Source organism: Pantoea sp. SO10 (genome assembly GCF_005281435.1).
In the GTDB taxonomy this organism is placed as follows: Bacteria; Pseudomonadota; Gammaproteobacteria; order Enterobacterales; family Enterobacteriaceae; genus Pantoea; species Pantoea leporis.
On the sequence record NZ_CP040095.1, the window covers coordinates 88,789 to 111,791 of the forward strand.

The following is a 23,003-nucleotide window of genomic DNA, read 5'->3' on the forward strand; positions in this document are numbered from 1 at the left end:
GGCGCGCATTATGCCATAGCGTTGTAAGCGCTCACCACTGAGGTGACCACTTCGCTGTTGGCATCCAGGCCAGAAATTTCCGCCAGCGTGGCTTGCGGGCCTTTTTCTGCCAGCAGCGCGACCAGTTCCTGCGCCTGCGGATCGGCTTCGCTGCGATAGTGCATCGCGGCGGCAATGCCCTGAACCAGATTATCGTGCGGCAACTGATACTCCAGCGTGCCCAGCGTTGGCTTGATCAGGCGATCGCCCGCGCTGAGTTTACGCAGCGGCTGACGACCGACGCGCTCAACGTCATCTTTCAGGTACGGGTTTTCGAAGCGGGTGAGGATTTTCTGGATATAGGCAGCATGTTTATCGGCTTCAAAACCATAACGCTTGATCAGCACGGCGCCGCTCTCCTGCATCGCGCCTTGCACTACCGCACGCACGTTCTCATCGAGAATCGCGTCACGAATGGTAGCGTGACCAGCCAGCTGGCCGAGATACGCGGTGATGGCGTGACCGGTATTGAGAGTGAACAGCTTGCGCTCAACGAATGCCATCAGGTTGTCGGTCAATTCCATGCCAGGAATGTTCGGCAATTCCCCTTTGAACTGGGTTTTATCAACAATCCACTCGCTGAAGGTTTCAACTGTCACTTCCAGCGGATCGGTGGTGCCCGCTTCGGACGGCGGCACGATGCGGTCTACCGCGGAATCCACGAAGCCAACATGCGTTTCAACCCATGCGTGATACTGCTCTGGCAGCGCTTTTAGCACGTGCTGTTTCAGCTGGCTGGTACCGCGCACCATGTTTTCACAGGCGATGATGTTGAGTGGACGCACATTACCGCTGTCGCTGCGTTTGGCCAGACCTTTCGCGACGCCACCGGCGATGCGCTCCAGAATCTGCGGGCCAACCGCCGTGGTCACGATATCAACCTCAGCAATCAGCGTAACGATGTCATCGCTGGTGCTGTTGACGGCGCTCACGCCTGTTACGATTTCGACTTTTGCCTGTTCGCCAACCACATGAACCGGATACTCATGACGGGCGTTAAGGGCATCAAGTACCACCTGATTGACGTCAGCAAACACCAGCTCGATGCCGGCATCTGCCAGTAACTTACCGATAAAACCGCGACCGATGTTACCTGCTCCAAAATGTAACGCTTTCATAAATTTGACCCATATCAAATGACGAAAGGGCGGGCAAGTCCGCCCCGGAAATGTGGGACGGGCTTACCCGCCCCAGGGAAGGTAAAACGGGGTATTACGCTTTGACGGTGCTGCCCGAGAGCAGATCCAACACGTCCTGCACGCTGGTGGTATTGGCCAGCTTCTCAATCACGCTGTCATCATCCAGCGCGTTGGTCAGGCTGGTAATCACCTGAATGTGCTCGTTATTGCGAGCGGCGATACCAATCACCAAACGCGCCACGTCTTCTGGCTCATCACCAAACTGTACGCCCGCCGGATACTGACAGAACACCACGCCGGTTTTCAGCACGCGGTCTTTCGCTTCTACAGTACCGTGTGGCACAGCAATGGATTCACCGAGGTAAGTTGGCGTCAGCTTTTCGCGTTCCAGCATCGCATCAACATATTCCGGCTGTACGTAGCCACCTTTCACCAGCTGCTCACCCGCAAAGCGAATCGCCTGCTCTTTATGGGTGGCACTCAGACCAAGGAACACGTTGTCTGCACCCAGTTTGAACAGGTGCGCGTTGCCTTCGTCGTAGCTGTCAGCCAGCGTGGTCTGCACGGTTTCACGACGCGCTTCGCTGCGGTTAGCGGCCACCAGACGTTCGGTCAGGTTGCTGTACAGCGCGCTATCAAGGAAGTTGTTCAGCGAAATGTGCTGCGCCTGCGGCGCCTGACGCATTGCACGTTCGGTCAGATCGCGGTGGGTAATCACCAGATCAACGTCGCCCGGCAGCGAGTTAATCGCCGTGTTGGTGACAGAGATATTGCTTAGACCCGCGTCCTGCACTTTCTTACGCAGCACGCCTGCACCCATCGCACTTGAACCCATACCGGCGTCACAGGCTACGATGATTTTACGCACGTGGTTCAGGTCAACGCTCATCGCATCGCCAGCGACTGGCGAACCGGCAACAGCCTGACCTTTTGACTGCGCTTTCATATCCTGCATGCGCTGTGTCGCCGCTTCGATATCTTCATCTTCTTTCACTTTGCTGGTTTTCAGCAGGATAGCTGAGACCACAAAGGAGACGGCAAACGCAGCGATAATGGCAGCGATATTCGCGAAGTAAGCGCCTTTTGGCGTCATCGCCAGCACCGCCAGGATAGAACCTGGAGAAGCCGGAGAGACCAGGCCGCCGTTCAGCAGTGTCAGGGTGAATACGCCAGTCATACCGCCGAGAATAACCGCCAGCAACAGACGCGGCGCCATCAGCACGTATGGGAAGTAAATTTCGTGGATACCACCAAGGAAGTGGATGATCGCTGCACCGCCTGCAGATTGTTTGGCGCTACCGCGGCCAAATACCATGTAGGCAACCAGCACGCCCATACCCGGACCAGGGTTGGCTTCAATCAGGAAGAAGATTGATTTGCCCGCCTCGCTCGCCTGCTGGATACCCAGCGGAGAGAAGATACCGTGGTTAATGGCGTTATTGAGGAACAGGATTTTCGCCGGTTCAACAAAGATTGAGGTCAGCGGCAGCAGGTTGTTCTGCACCATCAGATTCACGCCCGCGGCGAGAATGTGAGACAGGCCTTCAACCAGTGGACCGATAGCGACAAACGCCAGCAGCGCCAGCAGCATACCGATGATACCGGCCGAGAAGTTGTTAACCAGCATCTCGAAGCCGCTTTTGATCTTGCCATCAACAACGCGGTCAAAGGATTTGATTGCCCAGCCGCCCAGCGGGCCGGCAATCATGGAGCCGAGGAACATCGGCATATCGGCACCGACAATCACGCCCATGGTGGTGATCGCACCGACCACGCCACCGCGATCGCCGCCAACCAGACGTCCACCGGTGAAACCAATCAGCAGCGGCAGCAGGTAGGTGATCATTGGGCCGACGAGTTTCGCCAGCGTTTCGTTTGGAATCCATCCGGTTGGGATGAACAGCGCAGTGATGATACCCCATGCGATAAACGCACCGATGTTAGGCATCACCATATTACTCAGAAAGCGACCAAAGCTCTGAACCTTGACCTTTACTGATGAGGACATAAACCCACCCCTTATTGAGACGCGCTGCAATAAGAGAGCGCGTTTGTTTTTGTTTGAACGTTACGGCGGGGGCCGTGGCATTACTGTATGCACGCGGACTCTAGCACTAGTTTATTACGCTGCGTAGAGCTGCACCTAAGTGTGATGCAGATCACGCTAAGCTGGGGTGGTTGGGGGGCAATAAGGTGACATCGATCACAAAAAGGCGCTGTAAGAAAGCAACGGTGCCGAAAAATTAAGCAAAACAAGGCGATGAATGTGACTTAAGTCACCTTTTAAGGTGGGTGCTTTGTTGTGTAAGTGTGATCAATGTCACAAACTATTTTTGGTTGAAAATGCGCCAGATCACAATATGCTGCAGCAGACAAGTGAGCTGTAAGGAAGTGACGAAATTCTGGAAAGGGACAACAGACTTTCAGGGTCGCCATTGATGGCGACCACTAAAATAGTTCGGCTGTTACAACCCGCCTTGCACCGCATTTTGTGCTTGCGTCAGCGCTTGCGCGTTGCTGGAGAGATTGCTCATCAGCGTGTTGTATTGCGTTGCCTGATCCTGGGTTGGGAACTGTACGCCGCCATCGTTGAAGGTTACGCGCGTGCCTTGCGATTGCAGATAGTCGCCGGTTTGCACGGCTGCCTGGCTCAGCGCCTGCAGCTGTGGCAGCAGCGGAATCAGCGTGCTAGCTGGCTGCGTCACGACTTTGACGTAGGCCGCGTCATACACTTTCTTCAGATCATCCGGCTGCTTCAGGGTGGCTTTGCTGCTGTCCGCCTGCATTTTGGCGCTCTGAATCTGCTGGGTCAGCACGCTCAGATTGCCGCTGGCCTGGCGCAGGCTATCGCGACGCGTGAGGTAATCCTGGGGTACACGAATCGCTGCTAACTCATCAACCACCGGGCGCATACCTTGCTCAATCGCCTGATTGGTCTGCTGCGAGAAGCCATAAAGGATGGCGTAGTCGCTGGCGTAGTTGCCGAAGGTTTGCTTTTGGTTTTCACTCAGGCTTGGCAGATGTTCGCCACTGCGCATCACCGTGTTCTGAAGGAAGTCACTGAACGCTTTACGCTGATCGCCCTCTTTGTCACCGCAGGCTGTGAGTTGCAGCACCACTAACGCGCTGACCATCAGCATGCCGGTACGCATCCAGATGCGAGAAATTCCTGACGCCATGATGAACTCCTGTTATGGCTAATTCGATTCGATGGGAATGGTCCTAAAGAATAGTGCAATGGCCTGACGGGTACAACGGGCGGCGTTTGCCTGGTGCGCATAAATGCGCACCCGATAAGGAAATGGCGGAATTCCAGGGTCACCAATAATGGTGACCGTTTTAACACGTTAAATCAAAACACCAGCGCCTGCCCATCCTTACGGCTTTCAGTGGCGGCGATATAGAAGCCTTGCGGATCGCGCACAATCGCCTGCGCACCGCCGAAGTTATAGCCAAGCAAAGGATCTTCCAGCGTAATCTGGTGCCCCATCTCGCGCAGCTTCGCCAGCACGTTACGGTCGATGCCGGGTTCAACCACCACCGCACGTCCTTGCTCAACGCGCCAGCGCGGTGCATCAATCGCTGCCTGCGGGTTTTGCTTATGCTGCATGATGCGCAGCGCCATCTGCAAATGACCTTGCGCCTGCATCGGGCCGCCCATCACGCCAAACGACATCAGCGGCTGGCCGTTACCGTCGAGGGCAAACGCTGGAATGATGGTGTGGAACGGACGTTTGCCGCCGGCCACCACATTGGGATGCTGCGGATCGAGTGAGAAACCGCAGCCACGATTTTGCAGGCTGATGCCGGTGCCCGGCACCACTACGCCAGAACCGAAGCCCATGTAGTTTGACTGTATAAAGGAAACCATCATGCCGCTGGCATCAGCGGTAGAAAGATAAACCGTGCCGCTCTGCTGCGGGGAGCCAAAGGTAAAATCTCCGGCCCGATCGGGATTAATCAACTGCGCGCGCTGTTTTAAATACTCATCACTGAGAAGCAATTCTGCCGGGAACTCAAGGTGATCGTAATCGCTGACATAGCGATCCAGATCGGCCAGCGCCAGCTTCATCGCTTCAATCGACAGATGCAGCCACGGCACCGAATCCGGTTCATAGCGACCAATATCCCACTGTTCCAGAATGCCCAACGCAATCAGGGTGGCGATGCCCTGACCGTTCGGCGGCAGTTCCTGCACCGATCCGCTCGCAAACGGGCGCGATAACAATTCTACCCAGTCGGCGCGATGATTTTTCAGATCATCAAGGCTCAGCGCCGCACCATGCTGCTCAGCAAACGCCACTATCTTTTCCGCCAGCTCGCCACGATAGAAGGCTTCACCGCGCGTTTCGGCGATTTTTTGCAGCGTTTCGGCTTGCGCCGGATTACGGAACAGCTCGCCGGCACGCGGCGGTCGTCCATCGGGCGCAAAGCACTCGACAAAACCAGGCTGATCTTTCAGCTTGTGGTAGGCGCGCTGCCACAGATGACCAATCAGCGGTGAAACCGGGAAACCATCGCGCGCGTATTCGATGGCCGGTTGCGCTAGCGTGGTGAGTGGTAGCGTGCCAAAGCGTTCGGCCAGCACCACCCACGCCGAAACCGCGCCCGGCACGGTGACCGCTTCCCAGCCAATTTCCGGCATGGCATCGCGTCCGGCAAAGCGTTCCGGGTTCCATGCGGTGGGCGAGCGGCCCGAGGCATTCAAACCGTGCAGCTGTTTGCCATCCCAGATAATCGCAAAGGCGTCACTGCCGAGTCCGTTGCCGCTAGGCTCCAGCACGGTCAACGCCATTGCACTGGCAATCGCCGCATCTACCGCATTGCCGCCCTGTTGCAACATACGCATCCCGGCTTGCGCCGCCAGCGGCTGCGAAGTGGCAACCGCGTTGCGCCCCATCATCGGTACGCGGTGTGAGGCATAGCTGACGTTAAAATCCAGTTCACTCATGATCGTTCCTTAGTGTGAGTCATCACGTGGGTCGAGCGCGTCGCGCAAACCGTCGCCCAGCAGGTTGAAGCCCTGCACGGTGAGAAAAATAGCCAGGCCGGGGAAAATCGACATCCACGGCGCCTGTTCGAGAAAGCCTTTGGCGGTATTCAGCATCGCACCCCATGAAGGCGAGGGCGGTTGCTGGCCGAGGCCAAGGAATGAGAGGCTGGCTTCGGTAATGATCGCCGAAGCAATCGCCAGCGTGGCCTGCACCAGAATTGGCGATAGCACATTAGGCAGCACGTAACGCAGGATGATCCAGCGATCGGGTAAGCCAATCGCTCGCGCGCCGTCAATGTACTCTTCGTGGCGAATGGCGATCACCTGGCCGCGCGTCAAGCGCGCGAAAATCGGCATCGCAGATAAACCGATGGCAATCATTGCATTTGATAAGCTCGGGCCGAGAAACGCTCCCAGCGCGATTGCCAGAATCAGAAACGGGCATGCCAGCAGCGCTTCGATAAAGCGCGAAATAATGCCGTCGCACCAGCCTTGCCAGTAACCGGCAATCAACCCAAGCGGCACACCAATCAGAATGGCGATCAGCACCGAAATGCAACCCGCCAGCAGCGAAGTACGCGCGCCCCACACCAGGCGAGACAAAATATCGCGCCCCAGCTCATCGGTGCCAAACCAGTGCAGCACCGTAGGTGCTTTACGCACCGCAAGGAAATTGGCTTTGATGGGATCAAACGGTGCCAGCCACGGTGCCAGCAGCGCCACGGCGACAAACAGCAGCACAATCACCGCACCAATCAGCGCACTTTTATTACGCAGGAACTTTTTCAGCACCCGACGATTCGGCTTTGCCACTGCAGGCAGTGCGCCAGCGGTTAATACCTCGCTCATGGTCAGCCTCGCATTTTCGGGTTAATGATCATATAGAGCACATCGGCCAGCAGATTGAGCAGCAAGAAGCCAATCGCCACCACCAGCACCACGCCTTGCACCACGGCGTAATCACGGTTGAATACCGCATCGACAATCATCTTGCCAAAGCCGGGCAGCGTGAAGACCTGCTCGGTCAGCACCGCGCCACCCAGCAACTCGCCAAACAGCAGCGTGGTGAGAGTAACTATCGGCATCAGCGCATTACGTAACGCATGCTTGAGCACCACTTTCTTTGCCAGCAGCCCTTTGGCGCGTGCGGTGCGAATGTAATCCGCTTTCAGCACGGCGATCATTGAAGCGCGAGTGTGGCGCATTAACGTGGCGGCCAGTCCGGTGCCGAGCACCAGCGCTGGCAGCAGCAGCGTTTTCAGGTTCTGCGCCACATCTTCGCTAACCGGTACAAAACCCGATGCCGGCAGCCATTGCAAGTGCACGGAGAAAAGCAGAATCAGCAGAATACCGAGCCAGAAGTGAGGCACTGAAATCCCGGAAAGCGCGACAAAGTTGGTGGTGTGATCGACCCAACTGTCTTTGCGCACCGCGGCGATGATGCCCATGCTGATGCCAATCACCAGCGCAATAATCATCGCCAGCAATGACAATTCCAGCGTGACCGGCAATTTGCTGGCGATCAGCGCCGTCACCGGCTCTTTGGTGCGCAGCGACATGCCCAAATCGCCGGTTAGCGCATTACCCATCCAGGCGAAATATTGCGCGGGAATCGGATCGTCCAGATGATATTCCGCCCGCAGCTGGGCGATAACCGCTGGATCGCGCTCTTCGCCCGCCATCGCCAGCACCGGATCGCCCGGCAGCAGCTTTTGCAGTGCGAACACCATAATGCTCACCAGCAGCAGCGTCGGAATGGCCAGCAATAGCCGTTTTACAATCAGTTCCAGCATCCTCGCTCCTTAGCGGTTTACTGCGCCAGACTTACGCCAGCCAAACGTACCAATCCGTCCGGCCAGGCTTTGAAGCCCTGCAGTTTTTTCGACATGCCAAAAATGCGTGGCTCAAAGTAGAGGTACGCAATCGGCATATCGCTTTGCAGTTGGTTCACCACCTGGGTGTACAGCGCCTGACGCTGTGCCTGGTCGTTGGTGAGACGCGCGGCATTCAGCCACTCATCGACCTGCGCATTGCTGTAGCGGCCGTCATTGAGCGTGCCTTTGCTGTTAATAAACGAATAGATGCTGCCGTCCGGATCCGGACGACCAGACCAACCCGACAGACTAAGCTGATAATCCCCGCGCTGCTGGCGATCCAACAGGGTGGCGAACTCACTCATTTGCAGATTGAGGTTGAAACCGGCTTCACCGACCATCGCCTGAATCACCTGGCCCACCTGCTGCGCGGTCGGGTTATTGCTGACCAGCAGCGTCAGATTCAGCGGTGTGGTAACACCCGCAGCCTTCAGCAGTGCTTTGGCTTTCTCAACATCGCGCGGTGCGATCGGTGTTTTGACGTGATACGCGCTGACCGGTGAAAACGCCTGATTGGCTGGCGTATATAAGCCTTCAAACGCCACCTGATTCAGCGCATCACGGTCAATCGCCAGTGAGAACGCTTCACGCACCCGCGCATCTTTCAGCGGACTATTAGCATCGACTTTGCCGTTGTTGATATTGAAAGTGATGCCCTGATAACCAAGACCTGTGACTTTTGCCAGCGCCAGTTTGCTATCGGCTTCAACGGTTTTCACATCGCTGGCGGCCACGCCTTCGGTGAGATCCAAATCGCCGGCACGCAGGTTTGCGAGGCGCACTGAAGCATCCGGGATCGGCAGGAAAATCACCTTATCGAAGTGATAGGCGCCTTTATTCCAGTAATTGTCATAGCGCTTCAGCACGATGCGATCCTGCTGAACACGGCTGTCGAACTGATACGGGCCAGAGCAGACCGGATGAGCGGCGAAATCGGGCTTTTTCGCCGCTTCCGGTGCCAGCATGGCTCCGGCGCGGTCGGTCAGCTGGCTCAGCAGCGCCGCATCCGGGCTTTTCAGGTGGAACTTCACCTGCATCGGGCCGCTCACTTCCACGCTTTCAATCGAGGAGATTTCACTTTTACGCAGCGAACCCGGCAGCGTTTGCGCACGTTCGATATTGAATTTCACCGCTTGCGCATCAAATTTTTCGCCATCGTGGAAGGTCACGCCGCTGCGCAGATTCATGGTCAGCGTTTTGCCGTCCTCGCTCCACGCCCAATCGGTCGCGAGACCCGGTACCACTTTGAGGTTTTGGTCAACATCGACCAAACGATCGCACATGGCCGCAAACACAAAACGGCCGTAATAGGTGCGCGCCAGATGCGGATCGAGCATGTCGGGATCGGCGCCCAGGCCGATGCGAATCACGCTGTCAGCCTGGCTGTGGGCGCTAGCCCCGAGCAGTAACAGACCGCTGAGGGCGGTTAATAACGTATGACGAGCTTGCTTCACGGTGTATCTCCAGAGGTTAGGCTTGCTGATTCACCGCCTGCTCAAACAGGGCGCGGCGACGTAAAAAAGCGGCGGAAGGTGGCGCAAGGGTGATGACGCTGCGATCGCGATTAATCTCCTGCCAGCGGTGACAGGCAATTTGACGGCCGCCGCTCAGCACCTGATTAATCGGTTCAAACTGGCGACATTCCGCTGTGGCATAGGGACAACGGGTATGAAAACGGCAGCCGCTAGGTGGATCTGCTGGGTTGGGCAAATCACCCTGCAGCATTGGGATGGTGCGACTGACGCCCGGCTGCATTTGTGGCGCGGAGGCAATCAACGCTTGCGTATAAGGATGGAGCGGCGCATCAAAAATCTCATCGACGCTGGCCAGTTCGACAATCTGACCGAGATACATCACCGCCACGCGATCGCTCATATGGCGGATTACCGCCAAACCGTGCGCCACGATCACCATCGTCAGGCCAAACTGCTGTTTCAGGCTCTCAAGCAGATTCACCACCTGCGCCTGCACGGACACATCCAGCGCTGAAACCGGCTCATCGCCGAGCAGTAATTTCGGCTGTGAGGCCAGCGCGCGAGCAATACCAATGCGTTGGCGCTGACCGCCTGAAAACTCGTGCGGGTAACGTTCGGCCCAGGCCGCAGGCAGGCCAACGGTGCGCAGCAGTTCGGCGACGCGCGCGTGGCGCTGATCGCGGCTCATCTTTTCGTGCAGCCACAAAGGTTCGCCCACGATCTGCTGCACCGTCATGCGCGGATTGAGCGAGGCAAACGGATCCTGAAAGATAATCTGCAATTCGCGACGCAGCTGATTGAGTCGCGCGCCGCTGGCATCGGTGATGCTTTCACCCTGATAGAACACGTCGCCGGCGCTGGCGGCTAATAAACGCAGCAGCAAACGTCCCAGCGTCGATTTACCGGAACCGGATTCGCCGACAATCGCCAGCGTTTCGCCCGGCATCACCTGTAGCGCAACGCGATCGACCGCCGTCACGCCGCGATTGCGTGAAAAAAGCCGGTTGCCGGTGGAGAAGGTTTTGCTTAAATCGCGGCACTCTAAAATCGGCTTCATGCACTTTCTCCCAGCGTGACGTGTTGCTCTAACGGAGCGCGGAAACAGGCCACCTGATGATCGTTCGCCAGTGCGCGCAACGCCGGACGATGCTGGTGGCAGCGTATTTCGGCGAAGGGGCAACGCGTGGCAAAGCGGCAGCCAGCCGGCATGTTTTCCGGCAGCGGCACCTGGCCGGGAATGGTGGCCAGCGCCCCTTCACGCGCGCTCAGGCTGGGAATTGAGCCCATCAGGCCAATGGTGTACGGATGCTGCGGATCGTTGAAAATACGCTCCACGCTGCCGCTCTCCACCACCTGACCGGCATACATCACCGCCACGCGCTGCGCCACTTCCGCTACCACGCCGAGATCATGCGTGATCATCAATACTGCGGTGCCAGTTTCCTGTTTTAGGGTGTTTAACAGCGCCAGAATTTGCGCCTGAATGGTGACATCGAGCGCGGTAGTGGGTTCATCGGCAATCAACAGTTTTGGCTGGTTGATCAGCGCCATGGCAATCATCACGCGCTGGCGCATGCCGCCGGAGAGCTGATGCGGATAGGCTTTCAGCCGCTGTTCCGCTGCTGGAATTTGCACTTTTTGCAGAATCGCCAGCGCCGCGTCCATTGCCTGGCGCTTACTCACTTTGCGATGGCGCATCACCGCTTCGCTCAGCTGATCGCCAAGCGTGAAGGCTGGATTAAGCGAGGTCATCGGTTCCTGAAAAATCATCGCCAATTGGTTGCCACGCAGGCTGGCGTATTCACTGCTGCTGAGTTGGCGCAGATCGCGGCCATCAAACAGCATGTCGCCCTGCAAGATTTGCGCACTGTCAGGCTGCAAACCCATCAACGTGAGTGAGGTGATGCTTTTGCCGCAGCCCGATTCACCGACCAGCGCCAGCGTTTCTCCCGCCTGTAGCTCCAGAGAAATATCATCCAGTACCGTGACAGGCGAGCCGCGAAACTGCACGCGCAGATTGCGTAGCGATAAAACGGGATGTGCGGTCATGGCGCTTCCTCCTGACGGGAATAGAGCGTTTCCATCAGCGCCTGTTGCAGCGCAAGCAGATGCTCACGCATCGCCGCTGCCGCTTCATGGGGCTGGCGCTGGGCGATGTGCATCACCAGCCGCTGATGATGGGTGTCATAGTTATCCAGGCGTGCCGGGGTACGCGCCTGCACCCGCAAATGCTGCCAGCCGGGATCGCGGCGCACCGCATCGACGGCATCAAACAGCCCGAGCATCAGGCGATTGCCCGCCGCTTCGGCGATGGCGCGATGGAAGGCGCTGTCCCACAGTTCATGCTGATCGCCATCTTCAGGCGGCGTGATGGCGTGCATGCGCTCCAGCAGGCGATTCATTAAGGCGATTTGTTCTTTGGTGGCGCGCAGGGCGGCAAGACTTGCCAGCCCCGGCTCCAGCTGTAAACGCGCTTCCATCACTTCAAGCAGATTCGATTGCTGCGGCAGATCCTGTAGCACCAGCGGCTGCACTGGCGCGGAGGGCCCAACAAAGGTGCCTTTGCCCTGTTTACGCCAGATGCGGCCCTCTTCTTCCAGCACATCTAATGCCCGGCGAATTTCACGGCGACCGATGCCAAACCGCTCGGCTAACTCACGTTCGGTGGGCAGCGCGCGATCGGGCGTGTGCTCCTGCTGCTGAATCAGCTGGCGCAGTTGCTCAAGTGCGGTGCTGGAGTTGCGGCTGGTTTCTGGCGTGTCATTCATGATTGGTTCGCCTGTTTATGCATCAGAAAAAGATCGGTAATCGCCGCGTATCCAGCACTTTTGCTGATGAAAGGCGAATTCGGCAGCTTTCTTAGCGTAGGCAAGAAGTGAACCAATATTTAATTGGTTCGGATTGGCGTGTCATCAATGTGTAATAACCACATGATCGCAAAGTAAAAGTTTTTTCAGTGCCGGTTGAGAATTGCGATAAGCGTCAACGTCCTCACCGGCATGCTGCTTCACGGTGGTGCGCGCGCGCTGCTTATCTGTGCAATGCCAGCAGTGCGGCGACGCGCGGTGAGTTAATAACCGATGGTTTTCAGCGGGATATAACCTTGGCATCTATTTTGTATGTGTTAACGCAGATGCAGGAGCGATAGCGGGCAACCGAGGTCGCCAGACAATTTGCAATGGGTCACTAGGGTTCCGGTCGAAAGATGCTGGTCCGAGAGTGACCGACCGTCCTCTGACGGTTACACGGCGGGAAAAAAGCCCGGGAGGAAAGCGAGAACGTTGCTCGCCGCCTCCTGCTTTTTTTTCGTCCGTTAACGCCAGAGGAACCATCATGATCAAAGCCTGCCTTCGCCTGCTGTTGCTTTGCACCATCACGCTGTTCAGCGTCAACACGCTGGCCGCCGACAAACCCTCCTTTAAGATTTGCTGGTCGATCTACGCGGGCTGGATGCCGTGGGATTACGCGCAGCAGAGCGGCATCGTCAAAAAATGGGCTGACAGATACGGCATCGATATCCAGTTTGTGCAGGTTAACGACTATATCGAGTCGGTGAATCAATACACCGCCGGGGGTTTTGCTGGTTGCACCATGACCAACATGGATGCGCTGACCATTCCGGCCACCGGCGGCGTGGATAGCACGGCGCTGATCGTCGGCGATTACTCCAACGGTAACGACGGCATTCTGCTAAAAGGCGCGGGCAACCTCTCAGCGCTGAAAGGCAAGCCGATCAATCTGGTCGAACTCTCGGTTTCGCATTACCTGCTGGCGCGGGCGCTGGAGAAATCCGGCATGAGCGAGAAAGACGTCAAAGTGGTGAACACCGCCGATGCCGATTTGGTGGCGGCGTTCGGCACTGCCGACGTCAACGCTATCGTTACCTGGAATCCGCTGCTCGCCGAAGCGGAGAAGCAGCCGAACAGCCATCTGATTTTCTCTTCCGCGCAAATTCCTGGCGAAATCCTCGATCTGCTGGTGGTCAACAGCGCCACGCTGCAGAAGTATCCGCAGCTCGGCAAAGCGCTGACCGGCGCATGGTATGAAACGTTGAAAACCATGTCCGGCCCAACCGACAGCGCTAAAGCGGCACGTACACAAATGGCGCAGGCTTCCGGCACCGATCTGGCGGGCTTTGACCAGCAGCTGGCCGCCACGCATCTGTTTAGCGATGCCAAAACCACCCTCGATTTCGTCCAAAGCCCACAGCTCAAAGCCACCATGCAGATGGTCGCCGAGTTCTCGTTTAAGCACGGTTTGCTGGGCGAGGGCGCGCCGAGCGCCGATGTGGTTGGCGTGGCAACGCCTGCGGGCAATTGGGGCGATGCGGGTAACCTCAAACTGCGCTTCACCGATGAGTACACCAAAATGGCCGCCGCCGGGCAGCTGTAAGCGAGGCGATGCCGATGCGTAAGTTGATCAACTACCAACCGCTGCCGCTGGGGCGCTTGCTGCTGGGCATTCTGCCGCAGCTGGCGCTGCTGCTGGTGTATCTGTTCGCGTCGGAGGCGCGTCTCAGTCTGAATGCGGCAGACAAGCTGTTGCCGGGCTTTAACGCCATGGGCGACGCCATCAGCCGCATGGCGTTTCAGCCCAGCCCGCGCACCGGCGAATATCTGTTGTGGAGCGATACCGCCGCCAGTTTGCTGCGTTTGCTGTGTGGTGTGGCGATCAGCGCGCTATTGGCGCTGGCGCTGGGTCTGTTCACCGGCGCGCTGCCGGTGGTGCGTGCGGTGCTGGCGCCGCTGGTGACGCTGTTTGCGTTGGTGCCGCCGCTGGCGATTCTGCCGATTCTGTTTATCTGTTTTGGTCTCGGCGAAGTATCGAAAGTGGTGCTGATTGTCATCGGCATTACGCCGCTGATTGCCCGCGATTTGCAGCTGCAGGTGCAGAAGATCCCGCGCGAGCAGCTGGTAAAAGCGCAGACGCTCGGCGCGCACAGCGCGCAGATTTTATGGCGCGTGATCCTGCCGCAGCTGATGCCGCGGCTGTTGGATGCGGTACGGCTGTCGCTGGCGTCGGCGTGGCTATTTCTGATTGCCGCCGAAGCCATCGCCGCCACGGAAGGCCTGGGGTATCGCATCTTCCTGATGCGGCGTTATCTGGCAATGGATGTGATTCTACCCTACGTGGCGTGGATCGCGCTGCTGGCCTTCCTGCTCGACCTGTTGCTGCGGCTGATTAGCCGTCGCTGCTGGCCGTGGTATCACGCGAAATAAGGGGCGAGCGATGCCGTTACTGCAGCTGAAAAACCTTGAGAAACATTACGGCCAGCAAGTGGTGCTGGAGCGCCTCAACATCGAGGTTGAAGAGGGCGAGTTTGTGGCGATTGTCGGTGCGTCCGGCTGCGGCAAAACCACCTTCCTGAATATGCTGCTCGGCACTGAAGCGCCCAGCAAAGGCCAGCTGTTGCTGGATGGCGAACCTATCCCCGACGAACCGGATGCGCATCGCGGCGTGGTGTTTCAGCGTTATTCCGTGTTTCCGCATCTGACGGTGCTGGGCAACGTGATGCTGGGCGACGAGTTCAGCAGTGCGCGTTGGCTGGGCCGCGTGTGGGGAAAGAAACGCCGGGCGATTCGCCAGCGCGCGCAGGCCATGCTGGCGCAGGTCGGGCTTGAACAGGCACAGAATAAATATCCGTATCAGCTGTCGGGCGGCATGCAGCAGCGTCTGGCGCTGGCGCAGGCGCTGATGAAGCAGCCGCGCATTCTGCTGCTCGATGAACCCTTCGGCGCACTCGATCCCGGCATCCGTAGCGAGATGCACCAACTGATCACCCGTTTGTGGCAGCAGCATAACCTGACCATTTTCATGATCACCCACGATTTGAAAGAGGGATTTAGCCTTGCATCGCGTCTGCTGGTGTTCGACAAGCTGCGCCACGATCCGCACGCGCCTGAAGCCTGGGGCGCGACCATCACTTACGACCTGCCGCTGGATCGCGCACAGCCATCCGAACCGCAGGTCGCCTAAAGGAGAAAACCATGAAGCCTTACCAAACCTTGTTGCCGAGCGGCGCACACTGGTCGCTGGTGATGCGCAGCGGCAGCGCGCTGACCCTCACCGATGTCGAAGGTGGCGCCAACGTCGGCCTGCTGTTTTACAACCCGGAAAACCTGCTGGAGCGCTATAACGCGCCCGACACCCTGAAGTGCCAGCACACTTTCCGCCTCACCGCCGGTCATTGTCTCTATTCCGATATGGGACGTATTTTCTGCGGCATCGAACACGACAGCTTCGGCTGGCACGAAAGCGTGTGCGGCACGCTGAATGCCGCACAAACCGCCGCGCGTTTTGGTGCCAGCACCTATCAGCAGGCGCGCAATTTGCGCCATCAAAATGGCTACGACAGTTTTCTTGTCGAGCTGGCCAAATATGGGCTCGGCCAGCGCGATATCGCGTCCTGCCTCAACCTGTTTGCGCAGGTGCGCGCCGACGACAGTGGCACTTTGCAGCTGGAACGTCAGGGCGCGGCGGGTGCCAGCGTGCGTTTACGCTTCGCGATGGACACGCTGGTGCTGCTGCACACTTGCCCGCATCCGCTCAGCGCATCGCAGGATTATCCGCGCCAGCCGGTGCAGATCGAACTGGATGCGCAACACGCGCCGCTGCCAGCGATGTGTCTCGAGCGCGACGAGAATCAGCGCGGTCTGCGCAATAACGCGCTGTATCAACTGCAAGGAGAAATGTGATGATCATTGAAAGTCAGCGCAATCCAGCCGAAGCGCGCTTCCAGCAGCAAATTGATGCCGGTGATTACTGGCTGCAGCGCATCGAGGCGGGCCAAACGCTACGCATCACCGATCTTGAAGGCAATCAAGCCGCCGATACGCTGTTTTTCAATGCTGATGACACCGCCGAACGCTACAGCATGAGCGACACGCTGCGCGGGCAAAACAATGTGTTTCTGACGGCCGGCAGCGTGCTGCGCTCGAACTTTGATCGCCCAATGCTGACCATCACTGCCGATACCTGCGGCCGTCACGACACGCTCGGCGGCGCTTGTTCATGCGAGAGCAACACGGTGCGCTATGACCTGGAGAAGCGCCATATGCATTCGTGCCGCGATAGCTGGATGCTGGCGGTGGCGGAACAGCCGGAGTTTGGCCTGACGCGTCGCGACATTACTCACAACATCAACTTTTTCATGAACGTGCCGGTGACGCAGGATGGCGGATTGACCTTTGCCGACGGCATTTCTGCGCCGGGCAAATATGTCGAGATGCTGGCGCACATCAACGTGCTGGTGCTGATCTCCAACTGCCCGCAGCTCAACAATCCCTGCAACGGTTACAACCCAACGCCGATTTTAGTCAGCGTGTGGTGATTTTCTGACGCAACGGGACGACCCGTTTTCTGCCGTCAATGCTACGCAGGACGACCTGCCGCAACGAGAGTATTCAGTCATGATTGATCGCGTATTAATTGCCAACCGTGGCGCGATTGCCGTGCGCATTATTCGAACCCTGCAAGCCATGAATATCCGGGCGATTGCCGTATACGCCGAAGCCGACCGTCATGCGCGCCATGTGCGTCTGGCGGATGAAGCCTGGTCGCTCGGTGAAGGTCAGGTGCGAGACACTTATCTCAATCAGGATAAATTGCTGGCGATAGCCGCGCAGAGTGGCGCGCAGGCGCTGCATCCCGGCTACGGTTTTCTCAGTGAAAATCCGGAGTTTGTCACGCGCTGCGAAGCGGCGGGCGTGCATTTTCTTGGGCCGAGCGCCGAGCAGATGGCGGCCTTTGGCCTGAAACACAGCGCGCGTGCGCTGGCTGAACAGAATAATGTGCCGCTGCTGCCGGGCAGCGGCTTACTGTCTTCGCTGGCCGAGGCGCAGCAGATGGCGGCGCAGATTGGCTATCCGGTCATGTTGAAAAGCACCGCGGGCGGTGGCGGCATTGGCATGCAGCGCTGCGACGATGCCGAACAGCTCGACGCGGCATTTACCCGCGTGAAGCGCCTGGCGGGCAACAACTTTGCCGACGATGGCGTGTTTTTAGAGAAGTTTATTGCGCGTGCGCGCCATATCGAAGTGCAGATTTTTGGCGACGGCGCAGGTGAAGTCATCGCGCTCGGCGAGCGTGATTGCTCGGCCCAGCGCCGCAATCAAAAGGTGCTGGAAGAGACGCCCGCACCGGGCTTGAGCGCTGCGGTGCGCGCGCAGTTGCAGGCCAGCGCCTTAAGGCTGGCGCGGGCGGTGAACTATCGCAGCGCGGGCACGGTGGAATATGTTTATGACGATGCCAGCCAGCAGTTCTGGTTCCTCGAAGTGAACACGCGCTTGCAGGTAGAACATGGCGTCACCGAAATGGTGTATAGCGTCGATCTGGTGCGCTGGATGGTGGAACTGGCGCAGCAAAAATTGCCGCCGCTGGCCGATTTGCAGCCGGTGGCGCAAGGTCACGCCATTCAGGTACGGCTTTACGCTGAAGATCCGGCTAAGCAGTTCCAGCCCAGCGCGGGATTGCTCAGCCATGTGCAGTTCCCGACTACGATTGAGGGCGCTACGCTGCGCATCGACAGCAGCGTTGAGAGCGGCATGGAGGTTTCGCCATTTTACGATCCGATGCTGGCGAAACTTATCGTGCATGCCGCTGACCGTACCAGCGCGCTAGGCGGCATGGCGCAGGCGCTGTCCGCCACCGAACTGTACGGCATCGAAACCAATTTGCTGTGGCTGCGCCAGCTGTGCACGCTGCCGGACGTGCAGCAGGGACGCATCATCACCGCCACGCTCGGCACCCTGCAGTGGCAGCCGCCAACGCTGGATATTCTCAGCGGCGGCACCTTAACCACAGTGCAAGATGCGCCGGGCCGCATCGGTTATTGGCATGTTGGCGTGCCGCCTTCCGGTCCGTTCGACAGCCGCGCGTTCCAGCTGGGTAATCGCCTGCTAGACAATGATGCGCAGGCCGCCGGGCTGGAGATCACCTTGCGTGGCCCGACGCTGCGCTTCAACCAGGCCTGCAGTTTTGTCCTGACCGGCGCGCCGATTGCCGCGCAGCTTGATCAACAAACGATACCGATGCATCAGCGGCTGACGGCGCAGGTCGGGCAAACGCTGACGCTCGGCGAAGTACGAGATGGCAGCCGCAGCTATTTGCTGCTGGCCGGTGGCCTCAATACGCCGCGCTATCTGGGTAGCCGCAGCACTTTCACCCTCGGCAAATTTGGTGGTCATGCCGGACGCGCGCTGCGCGCCGGTGATGTGCTGCATCTCGCCGCGCCGCAGGTACTGACAGCGGCCAGCTTGCCGGATAATTTGCTGCCGTCACTGAACGGCAGCTGGCAGCTGCGGGTGATTTACGGTCCGCATGGCGCGCCAACCTTCTTCACCGATGATGACATCGCGGAATTTTTTGCCGCTGAGTGGCAAGTGCACTACAACTCCAGCCGCACCGGCATTCGCCTGATTGGCCCCAAACCGACCTGGGCACGCAGCGATGGCGGCGAAGCGGGCATGCATCCCTCGAACATCCACGACAATGCGTACGCCTTCGGCACCGTGGATTTTACCGGCGATATGCCGGTGATCCTCGGCCCGGATGGCCCATCGCTGGGAGGATTTGTATGTCCGGCAACGGTGATCGAAGCCGATCTGTGGAAGCTGGGGCAGCTGAAAGCTGGCGATCGCATCCAGTTCCAGCCGATCGAACTTGCCACCGCCGATCAACTGGCGCAGGCGCAGCGTGACGAGATCATCAAACTGCAATCTCAACCGATTACAGTGAACGCGGCGCTGCCCTTAATTGATCCGGTTCTGCACCATCATGCGGCAACGGAGCAACGTCCTTCGCTCTGTATTCGGGCGGCGGGCGACCGTTTTCTGCTGGTGGAATATGGCGATTTGCAACTGGATATCGCGTTGCGTTTTCGCGTGCATGCGCTGATGCAATGGCTGGAAGCGCACCCGCTGCCGGGGCAACTGGAATTGACGCCTGGCATCCGCTCGCTACAAATTCATTATGACGCACAAATGTGTGGCAGAAGTGAGCGAGTGGCGCAAATATTGCACGCTGATTTAGCATTGGGTAGCCTGGCCGATGCGGCCGTGCCTGCGCGCACCGTCTGGCTGCCACTTAGCTGGGATGATGCGGCCTGTCGTGAAGCGATTGTGCGCTACGACCAATCCGTCAGACCGAATGCGCCGTGGTGCCCAAGCAATATTGAATTTATTCGCCGCATCAATGGGCTGGATAGCATTGAATCGGTAAAAGAGATCGTATTTAGCGCCTCTTATTTGGTCATGGGATTGGGCGATGTCTATCTCGGTGCGCCGGTGGCTACGCCACTCGATCCGCGCCATCGCCTGGTGACCACCAAATACAATCCGGCGCGCACCTGGACGGCGGAAAATTCAGTCGGTATCGGCGGCGCTTATATGTGCGTGTACGGCATGGAAGGGCCGGGCGGCTATCAGTTTGTTGGACGCACTATGCAGATGTGGAACCGCGATCGCCCTACAGCTGCGTTTACCCAGCCGTGGTTACTGCGCTTCTTCGATCAAATTCGCTTTTATCCGGTAGATGCCGACGAGTTGCTGCAGATTCGTGAGCGTTTCCCGTGGGGCGATTATCCGCTACGCGTGGAACAGGGTGAATTCCGCCTCGCCGAGTATCAGGCGATGCTGACGCAGCACGCGCAGGAGATTGATGCCTTCCAGCAGCAGCGCCAGCAGGCGTTTGATGAGGAGTTGGCGCGCTGGCGAGCGGAAGGGCAGTTTACCTTTGATAGCCAACTGCAAGCGCAGAGCACCGAAGAGAGTGTGGTGCCAGCCGGTTGTCATCCCGTTGAGAGCCAGGTGGCGGGCAGCGTGTGGCAATGGCTGGTGGAGGAAGGCAGTGAAATCAGTGCGGGGGCCACGGTCGGCATTCTCGAATCAATGAAGATGGAAATCCCGATCGTCGCGCCCGTCAGTGGAAAAATCCATAGTCTGACGCGGCAACCTGGGCAGCAAGTGCAGGCAGGTCAATTGCTTATGGTGATCGACCCAAAAGTGGCATAAGAAAGAATAAAAAATAATCAGGAATCTGGCAGCAAAGTCGGGGATATGTCCCATACTTAGAAACCCGAACTATTGTTGCATTGCCCTGACATCTTTTGCAGTGCTCAACAGGCTGTGTCCCGCATCGGTTTGATAATAACTATGCGAAACCGCTTCGGGATACAGCCTGATCGTCCGGTTTCAGCGCCTGGTGGCGCTTACCTCTCTACTTTCACGTGCTTCATAGTGAGTTTTTAAGGAGTTCTCTATGGAATTAAAAGATCCCATGGTCGAGTTGCTCAGCAGCCTTGAGCAGATTGTTTTGACACGTGACGCGAAGCCATCCGTATCAGAAATTTCAATCAACCAGACTACAGTTCCCGAGCCGCAGCGTTTACGCGAGATGACCGGCATGCAGGTTGACGAATTTGCCCGTGTGATGGGTGTCAGCGTTTCGTCAGTGAAAAGCTGGGAGGCGCAACGTACACGTCCTTCCGCTACGGCGCGTAAATTGATGAAGTTGTTGCAGGCCAACCCTTATTTAGGGCGCCAGCTGCTGGAGTAATCCCTTTTTGGGGATGATCCAACCCGCCTTGATGGCGGGTTTTTTAATTTATGGCGCCATATTTTGCTGCCTGTTTAACGAACCAGCTCTCCGGCACGCTGTACGGCGGTTGCGCTAACTGCGCAAGCCCTTGTTTAATGGTCTGCTCTGCCTGCCGCCAAAGATGGCTATCGCCCTGGCGTAACAGCTGAATCTGAATCTGCTTTTCCACCAGATAGACGCGCGCAAAGTCGGCATCGTACTGCACGATGGCGCGGGTGTTGTCGATGATGTCGGCCAGCTTGATGGTTTGCGCTTGGGGCGAGGCATCGGCGGTATGACGGAAATGCGCCAGCTTACGTGCGGCGCGGTTTTTTGCCGCAGGCTGCGCGCTGTCGGTGAGCTGGTCCACCAGTTCCGCCACGCGCGGGCCGAAATGGCGTTCGATATCGTCAATGGTGCTGGGTGTGTCTTCTACCGTGTCATGCAGCCAGGCGGCGGCAATCATCTGTTCATCATCGGTAACGCTACGCACTAATTCGGCGACGGCAGCCGGATGCACAATGTAAGGCTCGTCAGTGTATTTGCGACGTTGACCCGCAGCGGCATGCGCCTCAGTGGCATAACGGCGCGCTTGCTCTTCCAGTGAATCTCGCATATTTCACTCTCCCAGAGAAAAGTCGCTTGCAATTATCTAGCGCGCTATTTATATTGAAACCCATGAACAGTAATCAAGATGACAAAAAAGTGAAGCAGGCGCCACTTCAGTTAGATCAGCAGCTCTGCTTTGCACTGTATTCGGCGAATCTCGCGATGAACAAAGTCTATCGCCAGCTGCTATCAAAGCTGGAGATTACCTATCCGCAATATCTGGTGATGCTGGTGCTGTGGAGTCAGGACGATGTGACGGTCTCTGAGATTGGCGAGCAGCTGTTTCTTGATTCAGCCACGCTGACGCCGCTGTTGAAACGTCTGGAGAGCGCGGGTTTATTGCATCGCCAGCGTTCCCGTCAGGATGAGCGTCAGGTTGTGGTAACGCTGACCGATGAAGGTCGTGCGTTGCGTGACAAAGCAGAAAGTATTCCGGAAGCCATTCAGTGCGCAACAGCCTGCGATGACCAGGTGATGGCATCTCTGAAAGCTCAGTTAGACGAGTTGCGCGATAGCCTTTACCGCGCCAATTAATAAACAGGGGAAGTCGCTGTCCCGACAACCCAAAAGATGACGTTCAGGTTTGCGCATAATAAGTAGTGCGCGATTATATAGCGAATTGATGAGGTTATTATGTCTTTAGAAAAAGTTGTTTACACTGCAAAAGCTAAAGCTACCGGCGGTCGTGATGGTCGTGCTACTTCTTCCGACAACGTGCTGGATGTAAAACTGGGCGTGCCAAAAGAGATGGGCGGCGCAGGCGGCGAAGTGACTAACCCGGAGCAGCTGTTTGCTGCAGGTTATTCAGCGTGTTTCCTCGGCGCGATGAAGTTTGTGGCTGGCCGCGACAAGATTTCGATGCCGAAAGATGCGTGGATTGAAGGCGAAGTTGGCATTGGCCCAATCCCGAACGGTTTCGGTATTGAAGCCAAACTGAATATTCATCTGCCAGAGATGGATGCAGCTGAAGCGCAGAAGCTGGTAGATGCGGCACACATCGTTTGCCCATACTCAAACGCAACGCGTGGCAATATCGACGTGACGCTGAACATCATCAACTAATTGATGTTGTTCACGATAACAGGCTCCTGCGGGAGCCTTTTTCACATCTGAATAAAACGCTAACCGGTTCGATGAGAAAATTTATCTGGTCTTACCATTGGTTAAATGTTCTACTGCTCGGCTTCGCGCCATCGCCCTTTCGCCAGTCGGAATCGTCCCGATCCTGCATCTTGCGTCACGCTTTTACTGCGGTTTAGCGAACTCTGCTGTCTTTAAACAGTCACATAACGGTTGATAC

20 protein-coding genes and 1 riboswitch are annotated in these 23,003 nt (G+C 57.5%); of the genes, 9 read left to right on the forward strand and 11 right to left on the reverse strand.

Features of this window, described 5'->3' with window-relative positions:
- Positions 1–8: 8 nt before the first annotated feature.
- From mtlD to FCN45_RS00480, 10 genes are all read right to left on the reverse strand, one after another.
- Entirely contained in the window at positions 9–1,157 is a 1,149-nt protein-coding gene (gene mtlD / locus FCN45_RS00435) for a mannitol-1-phosphate 5-dehydrogenase (protein ID WP_101763824.1), read from the reverse strand.
- Between the two features lie 94 nt (positions 1,158–1,251).
- A complete protein-coding gene (locus tag FCN45_RS00440; protein ID WP_137384871.1) occupies positions 1,252–3,186 on the reverse strand; it encodes a PTS mannitol transporter subunit IICBA in 1,935 nt (644 codons plus the stop codon).
- A gap of 457 nt (positions 3,187–3,643) precedes the next feature.
- The gene (locus FCN45_RS00445) at positions 3,644–4,357 is read right to left on the reverse strand and encodes a DUF3053 domain-containing protein (RefSeq protein WP_110867877.1); all 714 of its coding nucleotides are present in this window, start codon (positions 4,355–4,357) and stop codon (positions 3,644–3,646) included.
- Between the two features lie 173 nt (positions 4,358–4,530).
- A complete protein-coding gene (locus FCN45_RS00450) occupies positions 4,531–6,129 on the reverse strand; it encodes a gamma-glutamyltransferase family protein (RefSeq protein WP_137384872.1) in 1,599 nt (532 codons plus the stop codon).
- A 9-nt stretch (positions 6,130–6,138) separates the two neighbouring features.
- The gene (locus tag FCN45_RS00455; protein ID WP_101763820.1) at positions 6,139–7,020 is read right to left on the reverse strand and encodes an ABC transporter permease; all 882 of its coding nucleotides are present in this window, start codon (positions 7,018–7,020) and stop codon (positions 6,139–6,141) included.
- A 2-nt stretch (positions 7,021–7,022) separates the two neighbouring features.
- Positions 7,023–7,964, reverse strand: coding sequence for an ABC transporter permease (locus tag FCN45_RS00460; protein ID WP_137384873.1), 942 nt, complete (start codon positions 7,962–7,964; stop codon positions 7,023–7,025).
- Between the two features lie 17 nt (positions 7,965–7,981).
- Entirely contained in the window at positions 7,982–9,499 is a 1,518-nt protein-coding gene (locus tag FCN45_RS00465) for an ABC transporter substrate-binding protein (RefSeq protein ID WP_137384874.1), read from the reverse strand.
- A gap of 16 nt (positions 9,500–9,515) precedes the next feature.
- A complete protein-coding gene (locus FCN45_RS00470) occupies positions 9,516–10,577 on the reverse strand; it encodes an ABC transporter ATP-binding protein (protein ID WP_101763817.1) in 1,062 nt (353 codons plus the stop codon).
- On the reverse strand, positions 10,574–11,569 hold the full coding sequence (locus FCN45_RS00475) for an ABC transporter ATP-binding protein (protein WP_137384875.1): 996 nt from the start codon (positions 11,567–11,569) through the stop codon (positions 10,574–10,576). Before FCN45_RS00475 ends, FCN45_RS00470 begins: the two co-directional genes overlap by 4 nt.
- Positions 11,566–12,288 carry a FadR/GntR family transcriptional regulator gene (locus FCN45_RS00480; protein WP_110867883.1) on the reverse strand — a complete coding sequence of 241 codons (723 nt, stop codon included), beginning with the start codon at positions 12,286–12,288 and terminating at the stop codon, positions 11,566–11,568. The genes FCN45_RS00475 and FCN45_RS00480 overlap by 4 nt, the downstream gene beginning before the upstream one ends.
- 407 nt (positions 12,289–12,695) lie before the next feature.
- A riboswitch (guanidine-I (ykkC/yxkD leader) is annotated at positions 12,696–12,790 on the forward strand.
- Positions 12,791–12,853: 63 nt separating this feature from the next.
- Here FCN45_RS00480 and FCN45_RS00485 point away from each other — a divergent pair.
- From FCN45_RS00485 to FCN45_RS00515, 7 genes are all read left to right on the forward strand, one after another.
- The gene (locus tag FCN45_RS00485) at positions 12,854–13,912 is read left to right on the forward strand and encodes a putative urea ABC transporter substrate-binding protein (RefSeq protein ID WP_137384876.1); all 1,059 of its coding nucleotides are present in this window, start codon (positions 12,854–12,856) and stop codon (positions 13,910–13,912) included.
- 14 nt (positions 13,913–13,926) lie between these two features.
- On the forward strand, positions 13,927–14,739 hold the full coding sequence (locus FCN45_RS00490; RefSeq protein WP_137384877.1) for an ABC transporter permease: 813 nt from the start codon (positions 13,927–13,929) through the stop codon (positions 14,737–14,739).
- 10 nt (positions 14,740–14,749) lie between these two features.
- Complete coding sequence (locus FCN45_RS00495; protein ID WP_137384878.1) at positions 14,750–15,496, forward strand: ABC transporter ATP-binding protein; 747 nt, start codon at positions 14,750–14,752, stop codon at positions 15,494–15,496.
- Positions 15,497–15,507: 11 nt separating this feature from the next.
- Positions 15,508–16,215 carry an urea amidolyase associated protein UAAP1 gene (locus FCN45_RS00500; RefSeq protein ID WP_137384879.1) on the forward strand — a complete coding sequence of 236 codons (708 nt, stop codon included), beginning with the start codon at positions 15,508–15,510 and terminating at the stop codon, positions 16,213–16,215.
- A complete protein-coding gene (locus tag FCN45_RS00505; RefSeq protein ID WP_101763810.1) occupies positions 16,215–16,850 on the forward strand; it encodes an urea amidolyase associated protein UAAP2 in 636 nt (211 codons plus the stop codon). Before FCN45_RS00500 ends, FCN45_RS00505 begins: the two co-directional genes overlap by 1 nt.
- A 79-nt stretch (positions 16,851–16,929) precedes the next feature.
- Positions 16,930–20,529: an urea carboxylase gene (gene uca, locus FCN45_RS00510; protein ID WP_137384880.1), complete on the forward strand. Its 3,600-nt coding sequence runs from the start codon at positions 16,930–16,932 to the stop codon at positions 20,527–20,529.
- Between the two features lie 247 nt (positions 20,530–20,776).
- A complete protein-coding gene (locus FCN45_RS00515; protein ID WP_008104629.1) occupies positions 20,777–21,073 on the forward strand; it encodes an HTH-type transcriptional regulator in 297 nt (98 codons plus the stop codon).
- Positions 21,074–21,116: 43 nt separating this feature from the next.
- On the opposite strand, the gene FCN45_RS00520 is transcribed toward FCN45_RS00515, so the two are convergent.
- Positions 21,117–21,710, reverse strand: coding sequence for an HD domain-containing protein (locus tag FCN45_RS00520; protein ID WP_110867889.1), 594 nt, complete (start codon positions 21,708–21,710; stop codon positions 21,117–21,119).
- Between the two features lie 62 nt (positions 21,711–21,772).
- Between FCN45_RS00520 and FCN45_RS00525 the strand changes: the two genes are divergently transcribed.
- Both FCN45_RS00525 and FCN45_RS00530 read left to right on the forward strand, forming a co-directional pair.
- The gene (locus FCN45_RS00525; protein ID WP_137384881.1) at positions 21,773–22,237 is read left to right on the forward strand and encodes a MarR family winged helix-turn-helix transcriptional regulator; all 465 of its coding nucleotides are present in this window, start codon (positions 21,773–21,775) and stop codon (positions 22,235–22,237) included.
- Between the two features lie 99 nt (positions 22,238–22,336).
- Positions 22,337–22,765 (forward strand): organic hydroperoxide resistance protein, encoded by a 429-nt coding sequence (locus FCN45_RS00530; RefSeq protein WP_101763806.1) that lies wholly within the window; start codon positions 22,337–22,339, stop codon positions 22,763–22,765.
- The last annotated feature ends 238 nt before the right edge of the window (positions 22,766–23,003 follow it).